Here is a 22,688-nt window from a genome sequence, read left to right on the forward strand (position 1 = left end):
TTGAACCGCCGCCTGAAGTGGCTTTACTACGGATGGTGACTGGGTCAGTAAAGGTATAAGGCGTCGTGTAGTTAATCGCAATTGCGCCAGTACCTGTTGCGCTGCCAATCGTGATTGAAGCAAAGCCATCAGTCAAGCGACCTAACTCAGTATCGTCAAGCGCTAATGCACAAGCAGCGCCACCGCATGAGGTTGAGGTAATAGAACTACCTAAACCGATCGTCGTTGCATCGGTCTTTGGCTGAATTACGAGCGCTGCACTACCAGAGAGTGCGCCACCTAAGCTAATCGCATCAGTAGTTAAGGTCAATGCATTGCCGCTAGCCGCTAAGGTAGAGCCTGTAGTAATGCTAGAAGCGGAGAGTGTTAATGCAGCGCCTACGGTAGTAGCGCCGGCATAGGTCTGACCGCCACTGGTAGTGATGTTAGCGTTAATGGTTGAAGTGCCTGATACAGATAAGGCTTTATTAGCACCAGTTAAGGTTACGGTATCGGCTGTTGCATCACCAAATACTGCGTTACCGGTAATGGTAAGACCATAAGCACCAGTCACCGTATCTTTGAAGGTTGCTGTAGTTGCAGCTAAGGTGGTGTCAACACCCAAAATAACGGCATCGTTATAGGTTTGTGCACCAGAGGTAGTGACTGTAGCGCCATTGAGAGCTACGGTACCGCCCGCATTGGTTGTTACAGAAGCAGCTGTGACTGCGGCACTAAAGGTGGTTGCGCCAGTAGTGTTGACAGTCAAGGCACCAAGAGCGCCATCTGTTGCACCACCGACGATACCGGTGAAGGTCACGTTACCAGAGCCAGCAGAAACTGTCAGTGGATTAGCAGCAGTAGCGTAGCTATTGACTGTGGAGGAGAAGAGAACAGCGCTGTTGGTTGTAGTAGCAGTTGTAGAGGCTTTAACAACTACCGGACCTGTATAGGTTTGTGTTCCAGCCGTACTGATATTGCCACCGAGGTTAATGCCAACAGATGAGGTTAAGCTCAGTGTCGATAAAGCGTTAGTTGCACCAACGGTGGATCCCAGGCTAATTACACCGGATCCAGCATTGATTGTTAACCCAGTTCCTGTCGAGCTGGCATTAACAATCACAATCCCAGAAGCACCAGAACTCGGTGTTGGTGGAGAGCCACCCAAGTTACCACTACCGCCACCGCCGCCGCCACGATTGGCAACTGGATTGGTAACCGCTACATTACTAGCTGCTGCACCATTACCAGCATTAGTACCTCCGTTACCTCCAGCAGATAAACTCCATGTACCGCCGCCGCCGCCGCTACCATAGTAGTCATAAGCCCCGCTGATATTGGTGTAATATCCCTGGCCTCCATTACCGGCCAAAGTATCTGTGGCATTTGAACCAGCAGTTCCAGCACCGCCACCGCCACCGCCTGCGCTGTTATAAGAAGTACCGCCTGCGTTACCGTAGGTATAACTTAAGCCATCAGTTGCATAGGATCCAGCTCCGCCAGTTTGTCCACTGGTGGAATTGTTATGACCACCGCCGCCACCGGAAGCCCCAGCTACGCCATTAGCCTGTTTAGATCCACCACCACCACCGCCTAACGCTGTTAATGTACCGAAAGCTGAGGAACCACCATTGCTCGCTTGACCACCCTGTGCGCTTGAATATAAACCACCACCGCCAACGCTAACAGCCAAAGCGGAACCAGATGACACTGCATAAGTTGTGTAAATGACGCCGCCACCGCCGCCACCGCCGGCGCCATCGTAGCCACCACCACCGCCGCCACCAACAACCAACACTGTGGCTGTTGTTGTTACTGATGGAGTCCATGAATATGCGGCTGTTCCAGAGTTATATGAAACAGTAATACCGGCTGGCTGGGAACCACTTCCAGCAGTGTATGAAGTGCCGTTATATAGATATGTGCCACCGCCCAAGAACTGCAAGATCATATCTACAGAAGCAGAGCCGCCCTCGACCTTACCTGTAATGTTGACGTCACTATTGGTGGTAACCAAATTAATGTTGGCGCCAGCCAGGAAAACGTTTCCGTTATAAGTCTGAGCACCGATGGTGGTGATGTTGCCACTTAAGGTAATACCAGTAGCGTGTGTAGTTGTTAGTGTGAGTGAAGACAGAACACTTGAGCCCCCTACTACACCACCAAAGCTAATTGCACCTGAACCAGCGCTCACTGTGAAGTCTTTAGCACCGTTAATAGTAGAACCGCTACCACTAAATGTCACAGCATTATTCGTAGCAGCCAAGGTGATCGAGTTACCCAAAGTCACTGCGCCGGTATAGGTTTGCGTACCGCTAGTGGTGATATCACCATTTAGGGTAATGCCAGTACCAGTGATTGCTAGATTGCCAGAAGTAATACCGGCAACAGATACCGCACCACCGCTAGTCACGGTCAAGGCATTAGTACCAGTATTGAGCGCACTCGTAGCAGTGATTGCACCGCCGCCGCTGGTATTGCTGCGGATCGTCAGTGGATCAGTAAAGGTATATGGCGTGGTGTAGTTCACCGCAATCGCGCCAGTGCCAGTAGTGCTACCTAGGTAGATATTGGTAAAGCCATCTACCAAGTAAGCAAGCTCGGCATCATCGAGTTTGAGTGCGCCAGTCGCCGCGCTACCAATCGCAATCGTAGTTGCAGCAGTCTTAGGCTGGATGGTTAAGGTGGAGCTACCAGACAGGTTGCCACCCAAGGCAATAGCATCGGTTGTGAAGGTCACTGCATTGCTGCCAGCGGCCATCGTCGAGCTAGTAGTAATGCTTGATGCTGACAAGGTAGTCGCAGCGCCTAAACTCACGGCTTCGTTATAAGTTTGTGCACCCGTAGTAGTGATCGTGCCACCGTTAATCGCCACCGTACCAGCTGCATCGGTTGTAATGCTAGTTAAGTTCGTGCTAGCGCCTACTGCACCACCAAAGGTAGTAGCACCAGCAGTATTAATTGCTAGGGTTTGAGCGCCATTAACTGTTGAGGCCAGATTGATTGCGCCAGAGCTGCTGCTAGTCAGGGTTGTTGCAGCCCCCAAGGTAACCGCATCGTTATACGTTTGTGCACCAGTAGTAATAATGGTGCCACCGTTCATCGCAGTAGTACCGCCAGCATCAGTCGTTACTGAAGCGGCAGTCACTGCAGCACTAAAGGTGCTTGTACCAGTGGTATTGACAGTCAAGGCACCCAGTGCACCATCGGTTGCACCGCCTACTACACCGGTAAAGGTGATGTTGCCAGATCCAGCAGATACCGTAAGCGGATTTGCAGCAGTAGCAGCGCTATTGACTGTAGAGCTAAAGAGTACAGTGCCGTTACTAGAAGAGCTATTGAGAGTGACGGATGAGCCAGTGATCGTCACTGCGCCTGTGTAAGTCTGGTTGCTAGAGCTAGTGATATTGGCGGCAATACTAGAAGTACCAGAGACACTTAAAGTAGTGATGCCAGAGATAGCGCCATTCATCACGGCGTTACCAGTAATACCTAAGGTGCTGTTACCAGCAAAAGTAGCGCTATTAGTCGCTGTTGCTGCAGTAATGCTTGTTGCACCTAAGGCATAAGAGCCGCCAACCGCACCAGTGAAGGTTGCTGCGCCAGTACCAGCGGCAATGATTAATGTCCTGCCTGCGGCATTGCCATTGAGTGTTCCACCAAAGCTCACATCACTATTAGTAGTTGTCAGCGTGGTATTGGCGGTTAAGGTGGTGTTTCCGTTATAAGTCTGAGCACCGATGGTGGTGATGTTGCCACTTAAGGTAATACCAGTAGCGTGTGTAGTTGTTAGTGTGAGTGAAGACAGAACACTTGAGCCCCCTACTACACCACCAAAGCTAATTGCACCTGAACCAGCGCTCACTGTGAAGTCTTTAGCACCGTTAATAGTAGAACCGCTACCACTAAATGTCACAGCATTATTCGTAGCAGCCAAGGTGATCGAGTTACCCAAAGTCACTGCGCCGGTATAGGTTTGCGTACCGCTAGTGGTGATATCACCATTTAGGGTAATGCCAGTACCAGTGATTGCTAGATTGCCAGAAGTAATACCGGCAACAGATACCGCACCACCGCTAGTCACGGTCAAGGCATTAGTACCAGTATTGAGCGCACTCGTAGCAGTGATTGCACCGCCGCCGCTGGTATTGCTGCGGATCGTCAGTGGATCAGTAAAGGTATATGGCGTGGTGTAGTTCACCGCAATCGCGCCAGTGCCAGTAGTGCTACCTAGGTAGATATTGGTAAAGCCATCTACCAAGTAAGCAAGCTCGGCATCATCGAGTTTGAGTGCGCCAGTCGCCGCGCTACCAATCGCAATCGTAGTTGCAGCAGTCTTAGGCTGGATGGTTAAGGTGGAGCTACCAGACAGGTTGCCACCCAAGGCAATAGCATCGGTTGTGAAGGTCACTGCATTGCTGCCAGCGGCCATCGTCGAGCTAGTAGTAATGCTTGATGCTGACAAGGTAGTCGCAGCGCCTAAACTCACGGCTTCGTTATAAGTTTGTGCACCCGTAGTAGTGATCGTGCCACCGTTAATCGCCACCGTACCAGCTGCATCGGTTGTAATGCTAGTTAAGTTCGTGCTAGCGCCTACTGCACCACCAAAGGTAGTAGCACCAGCAGTATTAATTGCTAGGGTTTGAGCGCCATTAACTGTTGAGGCCAGATTGATTGCGCCAGAGCTGCTGCTAGTCAGGGTTGTTGCAGCCCCCAAGGTAACCGCATCGTTATACGTTTGTGCACCAGTAGTAATAATGGTGCCACCGTTCATCGCAGTAGTACCGCCAGCATCAGTCGTTACTGAAGCGGCAGTCACTGCAGCACTAAAGGTGCTTGTACCAGTGGTATTGACAGTCAAGGCACCCAGTGCACCATCGGTTGCACCGCCTACTACACCGGTAAAGGTGATGTTGCCAGATCCAGCAGATACCGTAAGCGGATTTGCAGCAGTAGCAGCGCTATTGACTGTAGAGCTAAAGAGTACAGTGCCGTTACTAGAAGAGCTATTGAGAGTGACGGATGAGCCAGTGATCGTCACTGCGCCTGTGTAAGTCTGGTTGCTAGAGCTAGTGATATTGGCGGCAATACTAGAAGTACCAGAGACACTTAAAGTAGTGATGCCAGAGATAGCGCCATTCATCACGGCGTTACCAGTAATACCTAAGGTGCTGTTACCAGCAAAAGTAGCGCTATTAGTCGCTGTTGCTGCAGTAATGCTTGTTGCACCTAAGGCATAAGAGCCGCCAACCGCACCAGTGAAGGTTGCTGCGCCAGTACCAGCGGCAATGATTAATGTCCTGCCTGCGGCATTGCCATTGAGTGTTCCACCAAAGCTCACATCACTATTAGTAGTTGTCAGCGTGGTATTGGCGGTTAAGGTGGTGTTTCCGTTATAAGTCTGAGCACCGATGGTGGTGATATTTGCACCAATGGTTGTAGCACCAGATACGGAAATACTCGCCACACCACTGACTATCGCATTAAATGCTGCAGCACCAGTCACGCCATAGGCGCCAGCACCTGAAATATTGGCACTATTAGTAGTTGTTGCTGCAGTGCTGTTAACTGCGCCCAAAGCAAGAGTGCCGCCAACGATTCCGTTAAAGCTTACCGCTCCTGATCCAGCAGTTAATGTAAGCGCCCTAGCTGATGTGGTGCTATTTAACGCGTTACTGAAAGTGATGTTGCTATTTGTGGTGGATAGCGTAGTCAAGGCTGAGCCAAGGGTTACTGCATTTCCGTAGGCCTGTGCACCTGTGGTGATAATACTGCCGCCATTGATTGCGGTTGTTCCTGTGACGGAATTTTGAGTAAATGTTGCTGCATTTACGGTGCTGCTAATGGTAGTTGTGCCAGTGCTAGTTAAAGAGATATTGCCCAAGCCTTGGGAACCACCTACTGCACCAGTAAAGGTGATCGTAGATGTTCCAGCATTTGCGGTTAATGCACGCGGTGTTGATGTGGCGCTATTCACTGTGCCAGCGAACTGAATAGCACTATTTGTTGTAGCGAAAGCATTATCCGCCGCTAATGTAACTGCATTGTTATAGGTTTGTGCGCCGGTAGTCGTAACACCTGCGCCTGTAAAGTTAGTTGTTCCGCCAGCAGAAGTGGTTAATGAAGCTAAAGCAGCAACTCCACCTACCCTTGCAACATTAATCGTTCCGCTGGTTGTTGTCAGGGTTAAGCCATAAGCAGTACCAGTAGCATCTACCGCAGCCAAAGTGATATCGCCAGTTGAGCTCGTGATCGTGCGAGCGGCGCCAGAAACTTGCAATCCGTTAGTAACTGTTATGCCAGCAGAACCAGTTGCAGTGAGATTGCCAGACAAGATGGTTGAACCCGATGTTGTAAATGTCACTGGATTAGCAAATGAAGATGCGGCTGCAATACTAATGTTGCCGCTTTGTGAGCCGCCGCCAATCGTTACGCCAGTAAATGTGCCGCCTAAAAGGGCCAACTCAGCAGAAGTGAGATCCAATGTAGGTGCGCCAGCATCGCTTGAGGCTCCAACGTTAATCACGTTGGTTGCCGTAGTTGGCTTAAGTGTCAATGTGCCAGTTCCAGCAATAGCTGCAGACCAATCAATTTCATTGCCGGTAAAGATGAGGTTACCCATTCCGCTCAAGGCTGAGGTAATCGAAATTGATCCTGTGCCGGCATTGAGGGTCAAGGCCTTACCTGCTCCAGCAATGGTTGCAGAGCTAGCTATAGTGATATTGGAATTACTTGCGCTGGTATTAACGGTTAAGCCTGCACCCAATGTAACGGCAGTATTAGCATCTCCTAGAGTCACAGCGCCATTGCCAGCAGTCACATTACTGGTGATGATCGAGCCGGCCAAGCTAAGGGTTGCTGGGCTACTTGGATTAAATGCACCGCCTGAATACGTAAAGCTATCTGTTGCCTCATCTCCAATGGTGACAGTACCAGTGGTCTCAAATGGAGTGGAGGTATAGAAACTGGCAATGCTATTGCTTGCACCAGTCAGGCTAATGTTATAAGTAGCGCTACCATCAGTTCTAAGCTGAGTGACCTGTGTTGAGCCAGCAAAAGTGACGTTACCAGCAACCTTATTGAGCCAGAGGGTGCCAATACCAGTTTTGAGGTCACCGCTAACGTTAACGGTGCCGCTATTACTGAATGTGACATTTGAGGTGCCTCCACTTTGACCGGTGATGCTCGTAACAGAGATATTGCCGGATCCAGCATCACCCAAAACTAAGCTAATGCCATTAGCCAAAGTCAGATCACCCAAAGTCATCGCACCAGAACCGGATCCAATGGTGAGTGAGCTGGTGATGCTCGTTGCTCTTCCAGTTCCAAGATTGACGTTACCTGTTGAGCTGATATTGCCTGCAAGTGTATTAGTGCCAGTACCAGTAATAGTGACAGCTGCCAATGGGACACCAGTTTGGCCATCAGCAGTTCTTCCCAAAACGCCCAAAGATACTGCGCCACTGCCTGCATTGAGCGTCAAGCTGTAGGCACTATTGGAAGTACCTAAGGTGATATTGCCATTACCACTGCTATTCGTTGTTGTAATAGCGCGATTAGCAGCAAAGGCTGTCTGACGTGATGTGCCCTTAAGATCAACGGCTCCGCTAGTGTTGATATCACCGTTCAGAGTATTGAGGCCAGTACCTTGCAAGGTCAAGGTAGTCAACGGTGAGCTGCCACCGACAGCGCCCAAAGTAATTGCGCCGCTACCATTACTGATTGTTAAGCCGTATGCACCATCGGATGTGCCTAAGCTAATTGCGCCATTAGAGCTAGAAGTCAAGGTTCGATTAGCGCCAGTGAGTGTGACTGCACCGCTATAGGTTTGCGTACCAGTAGTGGTGACATTACCGCCCAAGCTAGTGGTGCCACCAACGGAGATCGAAGATAGGCCCGATAGAGCCGCATTAATAATGGCGCTATTGGTAATAGTGATTGAGTAGCCCGATCCGGTGAGCGCATTGCCCAATGTAATCGTATTACCACTAGATAAGGTTGTGTTGGCCGCCAAGGTGATGGTGTTACCCAAGCTTAAGTCACCAGTAGTTGTGATTGCACCACCAGATAATACGATTCCAGCGGAACCTGCTGATGCGTTTGTAGTAAGGCTTACTAAGTTTGCAGATCCGCCAATAGCACCGCCAAAAGTAATAGCCCCAGTGCTGGTGGTGTAAGCCGTCAATGCATATGCACCATTAATAGTGCCGAGCGTCATTGCACCCGTTGTTTTGATCGTAGTAGCACCTGTTAATGTCATTGCGCCGCTAGCGGAACCTGCAGAAGCACTGCTGTTATAGAGTGCGCCAGTAGTGCCATCGCCTGTACCGGCAATACTTAAGGCATTTGCAATCGCATTGCCATTGAGATCAAGACTAGTGCCAGAGGTGATGGTGACGGTCCCCGTACCAAATGGACCATTAGTTATGGAGCCGGTAGTCGCTGCTCCTGCCTTGATAGAACCCGCGTTAACAGTAATACCGCCAGTAAATGTATTGGCACCAGAAAGAGTGAGTGCTGCAGAACCAGTTTTGATTACAGAGCCGCCAACACCAGAAATTACACCTGCATAGGTTGCATTTGCACCACTATTAATAGTGAGCACTGCACTACCGAGAGAAATATTGCCACCAGTTGATCCACCGCCACTCAGCGCAGTAAAGGTTTGGTTATTACCACCCAGGTTGATAGCAACTCCAGCAGCATTGGTTAACGAAACAGAACTAACAGCACTAATAGCATCGGCCACGTTCAGAGTAACTGCTCCAGCAGTAACCGCAAAGGTTCCGTTATTTTGATTTGCGCCGCCAAGAATTAAAGTACCCGCACCAGATTTCGTGAAATTACCTGCACCAGCCATCACGCCGTTATAGGTCAGAGTCTTCGTGCTAGCTACATCAATAGATGTAGCGCCAGTTAATGAAATACCGCGATTAGCACTTAATGTGAAGCTGTTGGTGGCATTCAGGCTACCGCCATCCAATACTAATTGGCCCGTTGTAGCTGAGCCAGGCGCAACGCCCAAACTAGTATCAGCGCCAATCGCTATTGCACCACCGCCAACAGTGGTTACGCCGGTATAGGTATTGGATGTACCGAGCGTCAATATGCCGGTTCCAAGCTTGGTTAAGGAAACTGTTGATAAGCCATTTTCCAAGACGCCGCTAAATGTGGTTGTAGAGTTATCGCCACCCACAGTTAAGGTTGGAGTACCCACTCTTGAGCTAGTAATCAAGCCAGTGCCAGCGATAGAGCCAACTGTCTCTGAGTAGCCGTTCAGATCAAACGTACCATTAACAGTCACGGCTGCTGTATCTGAAATCACACCAGACGTACCCAAAATCACTGTAGTACCAGAATTAATAGTTAAAGAATTCGAGGTAATGGTATTAAAACTTAGGGCACCAGCATTTAGGGTGGTATCACCAGTGTAGGTATTGGCACCAGTCATGTTTAGTGTGCCAGAACCATTCTTAATCACACCGCCCGTACCTGTAGCAATAGGATCGGTAATAGTAGTGTTACCCGATCCATCAATGGTGAGATCAAAGTTTCCAGTGAAACCATTGCCACTTGCTACATCAAAAATAAGCGTTCCAGAGGTAGTCTTGATTGTACTTGCCGCTGTAAGTGTCACCGCACCAGTAATGCTGTTAGCACCTGAGGTATTCACAATTGCGCCATTACCTCCAACGCCGGTGCCAGCTACGCTGATTGCATCAGAAATAGTGATATCACCAGAAAGAGACAAGGTTGCACCGCTAGCAATAACCACTCCACCAGCAGAAGTACCTAACGCATTGCTATGGCTTACAGCTACAGTACCAGCATTGATATTGGTTGCACCAGTAAAGGTACTGTTGCCTGACAGGAGCAATGCACCTGTACCGGATTTAGTAAAGCTACCGGCGCCAGAAATGATGCCGCCGTAAGTTAATGTTGTTGAACCATCGACATTAATACCGCCATTACCAGTCATGGCTATGCCACGATTAGCATCCAGAGTAAATGTGCTGGTAGTTTTTAAAGTGCCACCATTAAAAGTAATGTTACCGGCGGTAGCTGAGCTTGGTGCAGTTCCAAGGTTGTTATCTGCAGAGACTAATAAAGTGCCAGCATTAATTGATGTGCCGCCAGAGTAGGAGTTTGTGCCAGAAAGGGTTAGAGTTCCGGAGCCAGACTTCGCTAGCGCAATTGTTGCCCCGCCATCCTTAATAGAACCAGAGAATGAAGTTGTCGCAGATCCGCCAACAGTCAGAGTTGATGATGCTAGGCTAGCGCTACGATTGATCTGTGTATTTAAGGCGCTAATTTCTGCAGCGCTTAATGTACGGTTATACAAAGTCACTAAACCTAAAGATCCCTGCAATAAGGCATCAGCACTCCAATTACTCTTACCAATAAAGTTGCTGGTACGAGTGACATTATTAGGGAGTGCATTCCAAGTACCACCATCTACTGTGCCACTAACAACCGAACCATTCACATACAGCGCTGGAGTACCAGAGAGATTTTGACTAGCTGCGTAGTTCGCAAAAGTACTGTCAACTATCCTACTTCCACCGTTATAAGATGTCGGCAAATTGGTGTTGTAGAGCTGGTACATCAAGTTGGTTGTAGTGCCACCTCTTGAGAACAGAATGTTATTGACTTCACCGCCGCCGCCAAGGTCAATGATGCGTTCCCAGATATTTGCTGTTCCAAGATTTGCCTTGGAGACAATGGTGATACCGTTAGTAAAGTTGGCAAATCCGGAAGGCAGCGTCACATAGTCATCGCCTGAGAATACGATTGCCTTATTAACAGCATCATAAGTAGGAGTACCAGTAAAGGTACCGTTGTAGCCTGAGCTACTTAAGTCTGTCCAGGTCATTGATCCAGAACCTGTATATGACAACACGTTTGCTGCATCCAAATACAGAACTAAACCAACTTTAGAGACATTAATCTCGTTGGCAATTGTTCCTGAACCAGTCAGAGAGCCAACGGTCTGAGCGTAACCACTGAGATTCAAGATACCGTTCACTGTTAATGCTGTTCCGGTAGGTAATGCATTATTAATGCCCAACGCCAAAGTACCAGCGGAGATGGTGGTGCTACCTCCATAAGTATTGGCATATGACAGGGTCAACGTTGAGATTGAATTAGTGTCTTTATATAGATCGCCCGTACCAGAGATTGCGCCGGAGATCGTCTGATCTGCACTAGATGAATACTTAAAGATGCCGTTATTGAGAATAGCCCCGGCGTATGCGCCTGAACCAAGTGTTCCTGCGCTACCAATTACCAAGGTACCTGCACTGATGGCGGTATCGCCGCTATAAGTATTGGTATTGGATAGGGTTAAAGTACCCGCCCCTGCTTTAGTCAAACCACCTGAACCAGAACCAATCACTCCAGAGATAGTGGTATCACCTGTGCCATTTACGGTAAGTAAGTTAGAGCCGTTGGTAATGCTGCCACTCAAGGTAGCACCAGCGCTATTGTTGTTAGTAATGGTGCCAGCGCCATTTAAAGTGATGTTCTTTGCTGTACTGAAACTAGAGCCAGTAATAGTCAAAGTTCCGGTGTTAAATGCCAGGCCGGCATTTGTACCTAGGTTGCCGTCAGCCGCAACGCTAATAACTCCACCATTAATGCTGGTTAGACCACTATAGGTGTTGGTATTAGATAGAGTTAAGGTACCTGCGCCTGCCTTAGTCAAACCACCTGAACCAGAACCAATTACTCCGGAGATAGTGGTATTACCTGTGCCATTTACGGTAAGTAAGTTAGAGCCGTTGGTTACGCTTCCGCTCAAGGTAGCGCCAGCGCTATTGTTATTAGTAATAGTACCGGCACCATTTAAGGTGATGTTCTTAGCTGAACTGAAACTAGATCCAGTAATAGTCAAAGTTCCGGTGTTAAATGCCAGGCCGGCATTTGTACCTAGGTTGCCGTCAGCCGCAACGCTAATAACACCGCTATTAAGACTGGTAAGACCACTATAGGTATTGGTATTAGATAGTGTTAAGGTGCTGCTGCTCGATGTGTCTTTTGTTACTGTTCCGCTGCCAGAGATGATTCCGGATAAGGTCTGAGCAGCGCTAGAGGAATACAACAACGCCGCATTATTAGTAATGTTGGCTGCATAAGCACCAGATCCCAAAGATCCAGAACCCCCTATTGCCAGGGTTCCTGCAGAAATTGTTGTAATGCCACCGTAGGTATTGGCATTAGTCAACGTCAGTTTTCCTGTACCTAACTTAGTAAGCGTAGAGCTTGCACCGCCTAAGGCAGAAGCAAAGGTCACATCCTGACCATTGGTATCAATCGAAAATGATTGTGTTGGGCTGGACTTGAATTTACCGGAGTAGTCTGTTGTATTGCTTGATGAGTACTGTAATGTTCCGCCACCAAATCCAATATATGCAGTGCCTGACATGTTGCCCAGTGCAGCGGATGAGCCAAGTGAAACTACACCGCCATTAATATCGATACCCACTGTAACGCTAAAGTTAGTGAATGTGCTGGTGCCTGATAGTGTGAGCGTGCCAGATCCGTTTTTAATGTAGCCAAGACCGGTCATTCCATAAGACAAGTTACCGCTAAAGCTTGTTGAGGAATTATCTCCACCCATAGTCAGCACTACGCCACTACCTGGATTTTGTGTGTATATAGTTCCAGAACCAGCAATTGACCCAACAGTTTCGCTGTAGTACACATCGAGGGTTCCGCTGCCACCAAGCACGACTGCTGTTGAATCTGAAAGAACGCCACCCGATGCGCCAACCTTGAGAGTTCCGCCGTTGATAGTGGTTGCACCTGTATAAGTATTTGAGCCCGTTAGCGTAAGTTGACTACCACCCTCTTTTGTAAGTTGACCGCCCGTACCTGACATAACACCGTCATAGCTAGCACCAGAAGTTTGTGTCACAGTGAGCTTTTTATCACCTAAGGTGATATTTCCACCTGTTGCACCGCCACCGCTCAAGTTTTTAATGCTTTGGTTATATCCACCCAAATTGAAGGCAACACCTGCAGTATTTGCCAATGTGACGCTTGCACTATTGGCAATCGAATCAGCAATGCCAAATGTTAGTGTTCCACCATTTACTGCAGTTGCACCAGTGTAGGTATTAGTTCCTGATAGGGTTTGAGTGCCACTGCCTTCCTTGGTTAAACCAAGGACCGTTGTTGGAGATGAGGCGCCTGAGTTTAAGATAGTTCCTGTGAAGGCACCAGTACCATTGTCATTGCCAATAGATAAAGTGAGTGCCTTGCCACCGCCGCCATCGGCAAAATCTACCTTACCGCTTCCGGTAAGCGTACCAACCTTTAAGACTGCGTTGGCTACGCCATAAACACGCAGATAAGTATTGACACCATTCAAATAGATTGCTGATGTGGAGTTAATGCCTGATGTAGTCGAGGCAACAATCCAGAGATTACCGTAATTGCTTACAGTCATTAGACCGCTGGTTGTTAAGGTTCCCTGAAATACGAGGCGGTTATTCCATAGTCCTGGATTTACTGAACTTGTAATGTTCCATGCGCCTGAGCCGGAAGCATTTCCAATATTGATCGGGGAGGCTGTAAGACCAGCGCCATATCCATTGGAACCGTCAAAATTGACTGTTCCGTTATTGACGAAATCACCACTCAAGGTTTCTGTAAAGGCAGAAGCCGGGGTTAAATTCAGCGTACTTCCCAGGTTAACAGTAGTGGTTCCAGTGTAAGTATTGTTTCCAGTAAGGGTAAGCGCTCCCGTTCCGGAAATCGTTACCGCTCCTGCTCCACTAACAATGCCCGAGAGGGTTTGTGTAGCACTGGATGCAAACTGAAGCTTACCGCTACTTGTATTGGCAACAGAGATGTTTCCAGCATAGGAACCAGAATTCAAAGAACCAGACCCACCAATTGTTAAGTTACCAGCGCTGATGGTGATGGCACCAGTGAAGGTGTTTACGCCATTAAGCGTCCAAGTACCAGCATCCGCTTTTGTTAATGTTCCTGTGGATGTGCCAATGATAGAACTCACTGTTCCGCCTTGAGCACCACCTAAGGTTAATCCGTAAGTTCCAGAAATAGTTCCGCTATGAGTTAGTGCAATTGTTCCCGTGCCAGCAACAATTGAGCTTGCACTTCCAAGAGTAACAAGGCCAGAATAAGAAGCTGCTGTAGCGCTACTATTGATCACTGCGCCACCACTACTAATACCAGTACCGTTAATGGTTAATGCCTCAGCATTAGCAATAGTTTGGCCATTTAAATCAAGCACCGCTCCAGCAGTAATAGTTGTTCCGGCTGCTGTGGTTCCTAAGGCGGTAGCATTACCCAGCTTGAGAGTTCCGGCAGAAATGGTAGTTAAACCAGTGTAGTCATTAGCGCCACTCAAGGTCACTGCACCAGAACCGTTTTTAGTTAAAGTTGTGCCGCTTAATCTTCCTGAATACGTATAAGATGCTGACGAGGAATCTAAAGTGATTCCTCCATTAGCCGTAATGTTTCCAGAGGCAATGGAACCGGATGTCGTGTTATTGCCGACGTTCAATGCGATATTTGAAGTTGCAGTTAATGTGTCAATAGATGAAGCACCTAAGATATAGGCTGTAGCACTTGAACCGCGAAGATTTAACGTACCCAACCCACTGAGGCTGCCGTAATACAAAGAGCCCGCTCCCTGCGAGGCATCTTCAGTGACTGTCACACCAGAATTCACCACAATATTCATTGGGGCGGTGGATTCACTTGTACCGACGAACCAAGGAGTAAAGGTCGTCACCCCATTCGAGGATGCAAATGTGACGGTTGCCACCCCACTACTTACACCCCTAATTACCAGTGTATTTAAGGCGTTACCCATGAAAGTGACGTTACCCTTGACCCAGTAACCAGCGCCCGAGGCTGTTGGCGCTGCATTACCAGAAACGATCAAACCAGCTGTACCGCCATCTAGCAAAGTTGTAGACGTAGCGGCAGTATTAATTACCCCAGTAAAGGTAGGCACTGCCGTACCAATATTCATGATCGTACCGTTGCTGGTTAAATTAAAACCATTGGCAAACGATGCATCGGCTGTGAGGTTAAATTTGACTGTTGCAGTTGCGGCAACAGTACCACTACCAAATGTTCCGCCATCATTTACCTGAAGCGTACCGCCACTGACAGTAGTTCCACTGCTATAGGAATTAGCTCCTGAGAATATTTGAGTGCCGTTACCAGACTTCGTTACAGCCGTAGATCCAGAAATAATGCCACTGTATTCAGGGCTACCGCTGGAATTATTAATGGTGATGGTGCTTGCTGAGCTCGGGGTGATGTTAGAAGATCCAGTCAACCCTGCTGCAGTTAGAGTCAAGGCGCCTGCAGTAATACCAGTTACGCTATTGACGGTACCAATCTTTAAAGAGCTTCCATCAACAAATGTGAGGCTTGAGCTACCAATGCTTGCACCAATGGTGGAAATAGCATTTGATGTATTGGAAAGGTTATAGGTTCCTGTACCGCTTAATACCAAGCCGCCGCTAGCGTTGCTTGCAGTCATTAAGCCACTAACTACTGAGCTACCACTCAGGGAGATATAGCCATTAGTGGCTGTCATGGCACCAGCCCATGAAAGTGTGCGCGTTGCATTTGGTCCAGTCATCACCGAACCAGAATTTGCGGAAGCGAATACTGGTGTTGCAGCTCCAGCGGCGCTAGTAAGACTTCCTGGGGTAGCCGAAGCTAAGCTAGCACCCTGGAAAATAATATTTTGGTTTGCTGTAATGCTGGTTGTGGAGCCTTCATTGACGGCGTAATTATCAGTATTGCTACCAGCATTCGTGGCAGAAATAATAATGCTGCCTCCAGATGATTGGATGGTGTTACTTACACCCGTGCTCAGATAAAACGAGGTATACAAACTAGTGTAGGCATTGATATTGACATTCCCTGCTGCGGTAATTACACCTTGACCATCATCCATGGACAAGCCAAATTGACCGGCTACATTGATTGTGACTGCGCCGGCCGTAGCTGTTACTGATTGGCGCAAATAAGTCGAATACCAGTTTGAATTATTGTTAATACTATTAATGGTTACTGAACCTGTATCAGCAACTATGCCATTCGATCCAGCATAGAAATTACCAATATAAAGTCCAATTCCACTCATATCGATGCCAGTAATACTGACATTGGTATACGCCTTAATAATATTAGCGTCTGAATAAATGAAAATGCCCGCAGACTCTAGATTTGCTTGATAATTACTGGCAGTCCTCTGTCCGTTAGCATATCCTGCGAGCGTTACTGAAGAGGCATAGCTGCGTAGTGTTGTTGTGGTGGACCAGATGTTGATGCCATGATTGGCACCAGTGCTGGCATTGACACCATCAGCAACAGTTCGGCCACCAATTGCGTAGCCAGTAATGCTTAATGCACCATAGGAATAGATATTTCCACCATCCCAAATTGTTAAACCTGATCCCGTATCAACGGTACCTGGAGTGACGGCATATAAATTTCTTCCCTGGATCGTAATCGCCCCCCCTGATGTGGGTGCAGTTCCAGAGGTTACGGTGTATGGATTATTAAGAGCAAAGAATTTTCCTTTAAGTCCAACCCCCCAATACTGTCCAGTTGCCGCACTACCGGCGCTAGCAGTTGCATATCCGGTTGCCGTTGCAGTACGTGGATTGGCGGCGCCAGTAAGGGTCGAGTAAATCGAGTTATATGCGGCAAGGATTGCCGCATTTGCAGTTGAAACGGCATCTCCAGAATTGCTAGATAGCGTGGATCCTTGAATAGCAATATTTCCAGCTAATGCCACATAGTTCGCACTAGTACTGTCAGAGGCATATCCTACATCCCATGCACTATATGCGGAAATAGTAATGTTGCCAGCTGTGGAGCGCATCAATCCACCAGCAGCATTTGAAGTTAAAGATGGACCCGCCGCGTTACTGTAGTAACCATAACCGCCTGATGCGCCACCATAAGCAATTACATCAATATTCCCCTGCGCTTTAAGATAGGCATAAGTTCCACCATCACCATAGATACCGCCATATTTACCAGTAGCGCTGATATAAACATTTCCCTTGCCGCTATCAGTTCCATTAGCCACTATCGGGTTACGCAAATAGTATGCGTAGTAGCCATTAACGCTATTATCTTTTGAAATAGCATTGATTGTGATGTTGCCAGTATCGGAAATTAATCCGCACTGACTTGTTGCGCAAGTTCCGGATGCTGAACCATAAATAGCAATTTCTGTATTAGCAAGCGCATTGATATTTAAATCGCCATACGCACGAATCGTCGTCGAGGCATTACTCAAATAAATGCCGTGATAACCAATTGCATTAATGTTGACATTGCCGGCACTGGATTGAACTACGACAGAGCCGCCTTCGTAAATATCGAGCCCCTCTCTACTTGTTGCAGTTCCATTGCTAAAGATATTTAAGTTGCCACTTGATAAAAGCTGGGTTCCAGTTTTTAAAAGGATTCCGCCTGAAGCTGAAATATCCAATGTGCTGCCAGTAGATTGAATCTTTGAATTTGCCTCTAAAAACAATCCTTCATTAGTGGAGGAATTCGCTGTAATCGAAATTGCACCTGATGCCAAAATCTGGGTACTAGTATTCAGCCAGAGAGCAATCTCAGCCGTTGATGTTGTTGTAATAGTTAAGGCGCCATTGGTAGATCGAATCAAGCTGCTCGGATCTAGTGTGATAGCTCTATTACTTGTAGCGTTAGCAGTGATTGTTAAATCGCCATATGACCGGATTGTGGCATTGGTTGTGTAAATATCATATGAGCCACCGGAGCCGGCAGTGATATTCATCGTGCCGCCAGTGGACTCTAGCAATGCGCCGCTATAAAGATAAAGACCGATCTCGTTTGTAGGGAAAACCGTCGTTACGGACATATTGCCAACTGAAGTAACAGAGATATTGGTGCTAATAAGTAGCCTACCGCTATAAATGGTGAACGCACCAGCTGATGCAATATTGCTACTGATCGTCAATCGACCTGCATTACCCGCTTTACCAAGGGTAACTTGGCTGAAACTTGAGGCAAAGCTAAGATTCGATAAAGTGACGTCACTGAATGAAGTTCCAAAAGGCTGGATGGTCAATGAACCAGTGGTATTGATAGCTGAGCTAGCGCCAAATGAAAAATGATTAGTGGTCAATATGATGTTACTGGTTGACGATGCAACGCTTGAAGTGACGCCATTAACGGTCACCGCAGAATTACTGCCCAACTTAATTGCGCCCCCGTTAGCGTTGAACCCTGAGGCGCCACCAGAACCAGAAAAATTAATTGGGCCATTTGCAGACAAAATATATGCTGTGCCACCAGCACCACTGAAAATCATCTGATCGCCAGACGCAGTTTGGTTATCAGCAACAAATTGAATGCCGCCACCAGTAGATGCTGTTGACTGAATGAGATAGTTTCCGCTTCTTAATGCAACAATTCCGGCCGTATACCCAGATCTTGCTGTTGAGCCAGTAATAGAGATTGCATTGGAGCTTGTGCTGGCTGACGTAATAACAAAATCAGCCGCATCGATTCCATATACCCACTCAAATCCATGTCCAACATTACTTGCGCCAAAAATTGAAATCGTTCCAACTCCAGAATCAATCTTGAACGTCTTTTGCGTGGTCATGCCAGGGTATGGAGTTACGCCGGATGTGTATCCGCGCATAATAATATCGCCGCCATTACTCAGCAGGTTAATTGAGCTTCCGCTAATAGCGCTAGCTCCACCGATAGGTCCAAACTGAATACCGGCTTTATCGTTTGTTAAGGCGTTCCAAGCAAAGTTATCCGGAATTCCGTCTCCAGACGTGCCGCCGTTTGCGCCATTATCGCTACCACCTGCTAGAACAATCTTGCCGCCATTAGATGAGATGGTTACGCCAGAATCTAGATATATCCATCCGCCAACGCCATTACCACCCTTCTGTTGCTGATCAGACCATAAAATCACATTGAGTGCAGCATTAGTAGAAGTGATATTGGCGTAAATCGAGATTGAGCTATCTGCCTTTAAGGTTAGTGTTCTCGCGCCTGAGCCCGTATAGGTGATGGCGTTATAGACGGTGATATCGCCACATGTAGTGCAATTTCCTATGTCGTTGTAGTAGGAAGATGATAAAGATGCACTTGTATCAATAGTAATGTTAGATGTAGAAAGTGCGCTTGCAATATTGGCCGCTGCTGTTCCTCTGATTACATAGTTATATGGATCTAGTAGCCAGTTACCTGCAGTACCATCGGCCGCCCTTGTATCTACAAATATATTTTCAGCGTTAAGAGTGCCAGCAGAAGTTTCTACATTACCGCCGCGTCCACTGATGACGCCGCCTTTTGCATAGATTGAGCCGTGGGCTTCTGTGCGCGAGTTGTGATTTTGAACATCGCTCCACAAAACCACCTTACCGCCATCTCCGTTGACCAATGCGCTGGCATCAATCACTGCGCTTTGCTTCATCGTGACTGTTGTGGCTTGATAAACGCCATTGCTACCCTGCCAATCGCCGCCGACGAGCACAGTTCCGCCGCCAGTGTTACCTGTTACGGTGATATTTGAGTTGTTTTCTAGGGTGATGTCGTTGGCGGTGATGAGGATATTGCCGCCTTGGGTTACGCCGATGGATTCGATTGCGCTAGAGATGCTGGTACTGCCATTATTTGCGGAAAGCAGAATGCTACCGCCGCGACCATTGCCGCCATTAGTCTGAATTAATGAGTCAAAAAGACTTAAATTCCCTGCTCGAGAGAGGATTCGGATGCTTCCGCCATCTGTTAAACCGTTTGCGTATAAACCACTATTGACAAACACCGAATCTTGTGAAACATCAATAGATATGGTGCCTCCAGGGCCGCTTGAGCCATTGGTCTGAATGGTCGCAGTGCCGTCAAATTGGGCAGAATTTGCAGAAAGCGCAAAAGAGCCACCCGTTGTGCCGTTAGCACTGATCGCTCCTGAAAGGTGTACATCGCTAGTTGTTAGAGTGATTACACCACCGGGGCCGTTGTTGCCGTTGGCTTGAATTAATGAACCGCTTTCGGCATTAAATGCCTGCGCAGTGATATTGATAGCGCCACCGGTAGTACCGTTAGCCTTGATTTCTGCTGTGCTGTAGAGATTGATCTCTCTTACCGCATTCAAATAGATGACATTGGTCTGTGTATTAATGCGATCCGCGACCGAATCGTTCGCCGCAGTCGTTGAATACACCACATCAAGTGCGGTTGTTGCATTGTTTTGCGCCGTCAAGAACGTTGGGATGTCTTCCTTACGAATCACATTACCGTTATACGTAATCGTATTGCTGTTTGTATTTGTGTTGTTGCTTGTGTTGGTATTGGTTGCAACGTTCAGGCGACCAGATACATACACTGCTTGCGCAAGCAATTGAATTGCAGCGCCCAATGGTGTTGATGCATTACTTACACCGTATGCATTGATCGTTCCATTCGAATAAATACTTTGCGCTTGCACTGTTACTTGTGATGCGTTAATCGTAGTACCAACGTTCAGATATGCAATTGAACTATTGATGATGACATTCAGATCTGCGCCAGAAATATTTGCGTTGAGATTAAAGATTCCAGAGGAAATTAATTTCAATGTCGTGAGTGAGCCACCCTGCTTCAAGATATCTGCGCCACTTGCAAGTGTCAAGCTACCACTACCGTTTTGAGTACAGCTGCCAAGGCTCGGACAGATATTGCCATTCACAGCAATCGTTACGTTGTTGTTTGTTAACGCAGATGAAATAACATTCGCCGCGCTAGCATCGATGATCAAATCAATTGGATCTAAGAACCACAAACCAGACTTACCTTTTGCAGCGCTCGTATCAATGACTAGTTGTTTACCAACATTCACAATTCCTTTTGAACTGGTCTCAACAAATCCACCGTTACCACCAAGTGATCCACCAACGGCTTTCAGAATTCCGTTCACAGTCGTTTTCACTTCAGACCAAATCACAATGTTTCCAGCATCACCCTTTTTAGTAGATGAGACATCTACCAGTGCGTTATCTTGAACCGTGACAGTTTTAGCAATTTGTTTTGTCTGAGTTGCTACAGTAGCAACTTGTTGCGCAGCTGCTTGACGAGTATCGATGCTTGCAGTGGTGGTAAGCGCGGTTGCTGCTTTTGCCACTTCTTGGACAGGCGCTTGGTTTGTATTGGTAACTTGAGTTCTGCCAAGACCTACCTCGACACTACCACCACCTGCTTTACCAGTAGCCGTAGTTTTGGAGTTTTGGGCCAAGGTGATGTTTTCACCAACGATATAGACCTGACCACCCTTAGAGTTGGCGCCCTTACCGTTTGCGGATACGGTGCCTGCCTGGGTAACGTTAGAGGCGACCAATTCAATGACACCCCCGCTATTGACCACTGAAGATGCTGAAATACGGCCGGTGTTCTTAATAACCGATCCCATGAGCTGATTTGCTGAGCCTGCAGCTACCACGATCAAACCACCCTTGACCTCTACAACCCGCTTATTTTCGATCAGGGCGCCATAAGTCGCCTTGTCCACATTGACCGAAATGAGCTGGTCACCCCGGAAATCGAGGGTAATCTGCTCGCCAGCAGCCATAGCGACCGCAGAATTGGCCCCTTTTCGGGCTAAAAGGTAGCCTTCATTACGGATTTCTGGGGACAAAAGGGCGATGTATCCATTGGGGTCATTTGCACTGACTTTTCCCTCATTAACAACCGCGCCTTTGCCGTTGCCTTTGTAGGTGGATTTTCCATCCATGAAATCTTTGTTTGCGATGTCCATTGTTGTCGCAACAACACCGGCTGCATTAATTTCTGCGCCCTTACTGATGGTCACACCATTTGGATTTACCAGCACCACTTGTCCATTTGCACGCACAACACCATCGATCATCGATTGAGTAGTGCCCGTTACTCGATTTAAAGTAACTGCAGAGGCATTTGGCTGGTTAAAGTTAACCGTAGCATTTTTTCCAACGTTAAAGCTATCCCAATTCACAACCGCACGTTGTGAAGTTTGATTGATATTCATGGTCGCAGAATTAGCCGTTTGGGTCTGCGAAATGGAGGCGCTTCCGGAGACTATTTTTCCACCAGTTGGAAGTGCATTTGGAGCGGTCTGTGAGATCGCAAAATTGAACTGACTGAGAATCAAAAATCCAACTGCGTAGCGTGTCTTATTGTGCGAATTTTTCGCGACAAAATTCCTCTTCGCTTTCGCAAAGAAAAATGCATGCTGATCGAGAATTTTTGCTACTAGTTTTTTCAAAAAAATTACGTACTGTTTGATTGCAAAAATACGCAATCAGTTATTAATTAACAACTGTTGATAAGACAAATTTTTTACTACTTTTTATTTACTACAGATCACCCTGGAAAGCCCTGTTTATATGGCTTAGGGAGTAATCAGGATACACAATAATTAGCCTTAAAGCTAACCTTGATGTAGATCAATTTTCTGCATAAATGACACCCTGTTAGTACAAGGGTCTGAAGGCGCCTGAATTGACATGCCCTACTTCTGTGCACACTCAAAATCCTCAGTTTTGGATTTTTTGCAGCAGTTTGAGCTACTCCTCAGGGCTAAAAATTACCCTCTTTTAAGCTCAAAATAGGGTCAATTTTGGACTATTTTTACAGTGAATTTTTGAGTATTTTTTACTGCAATTTTGATTAAATTTTTCAGTGAATTTTGTAAA

1 protein-coding gene (cut by a window edge) is annotated in these 22,688 nt (G+C 47.4%); it reads right to left on the reverse strand.

All coding sequences use genetic code 11. The annotated features are described in order from the left end of the window. Positions 1 to 22,021 carry part of the coding region annotated (locus tag FD963_RS06195) for an autotransporter-associated beta strand repeat-containing protein (protein ID WP_215361157.1) on the reverse strand (this coding region is incomplete at its 3' end). The annotated region extends 12,324 nt beyond the left edge of the window, so 22,021 of the 34,345 annotated nt are shown. Positions 22,022 to 22,688: the final 667 nt, after the last annotated feature.

This window comes from Polynucleobacter sp. JS-JIR-II-50, assembly GCF_018687895.1.
GTDB lineage: Bacteria > Pseudomonadota > Gammaproteobacteria > Burkholderiales > Burkholderiaceae > Polynucleobacter.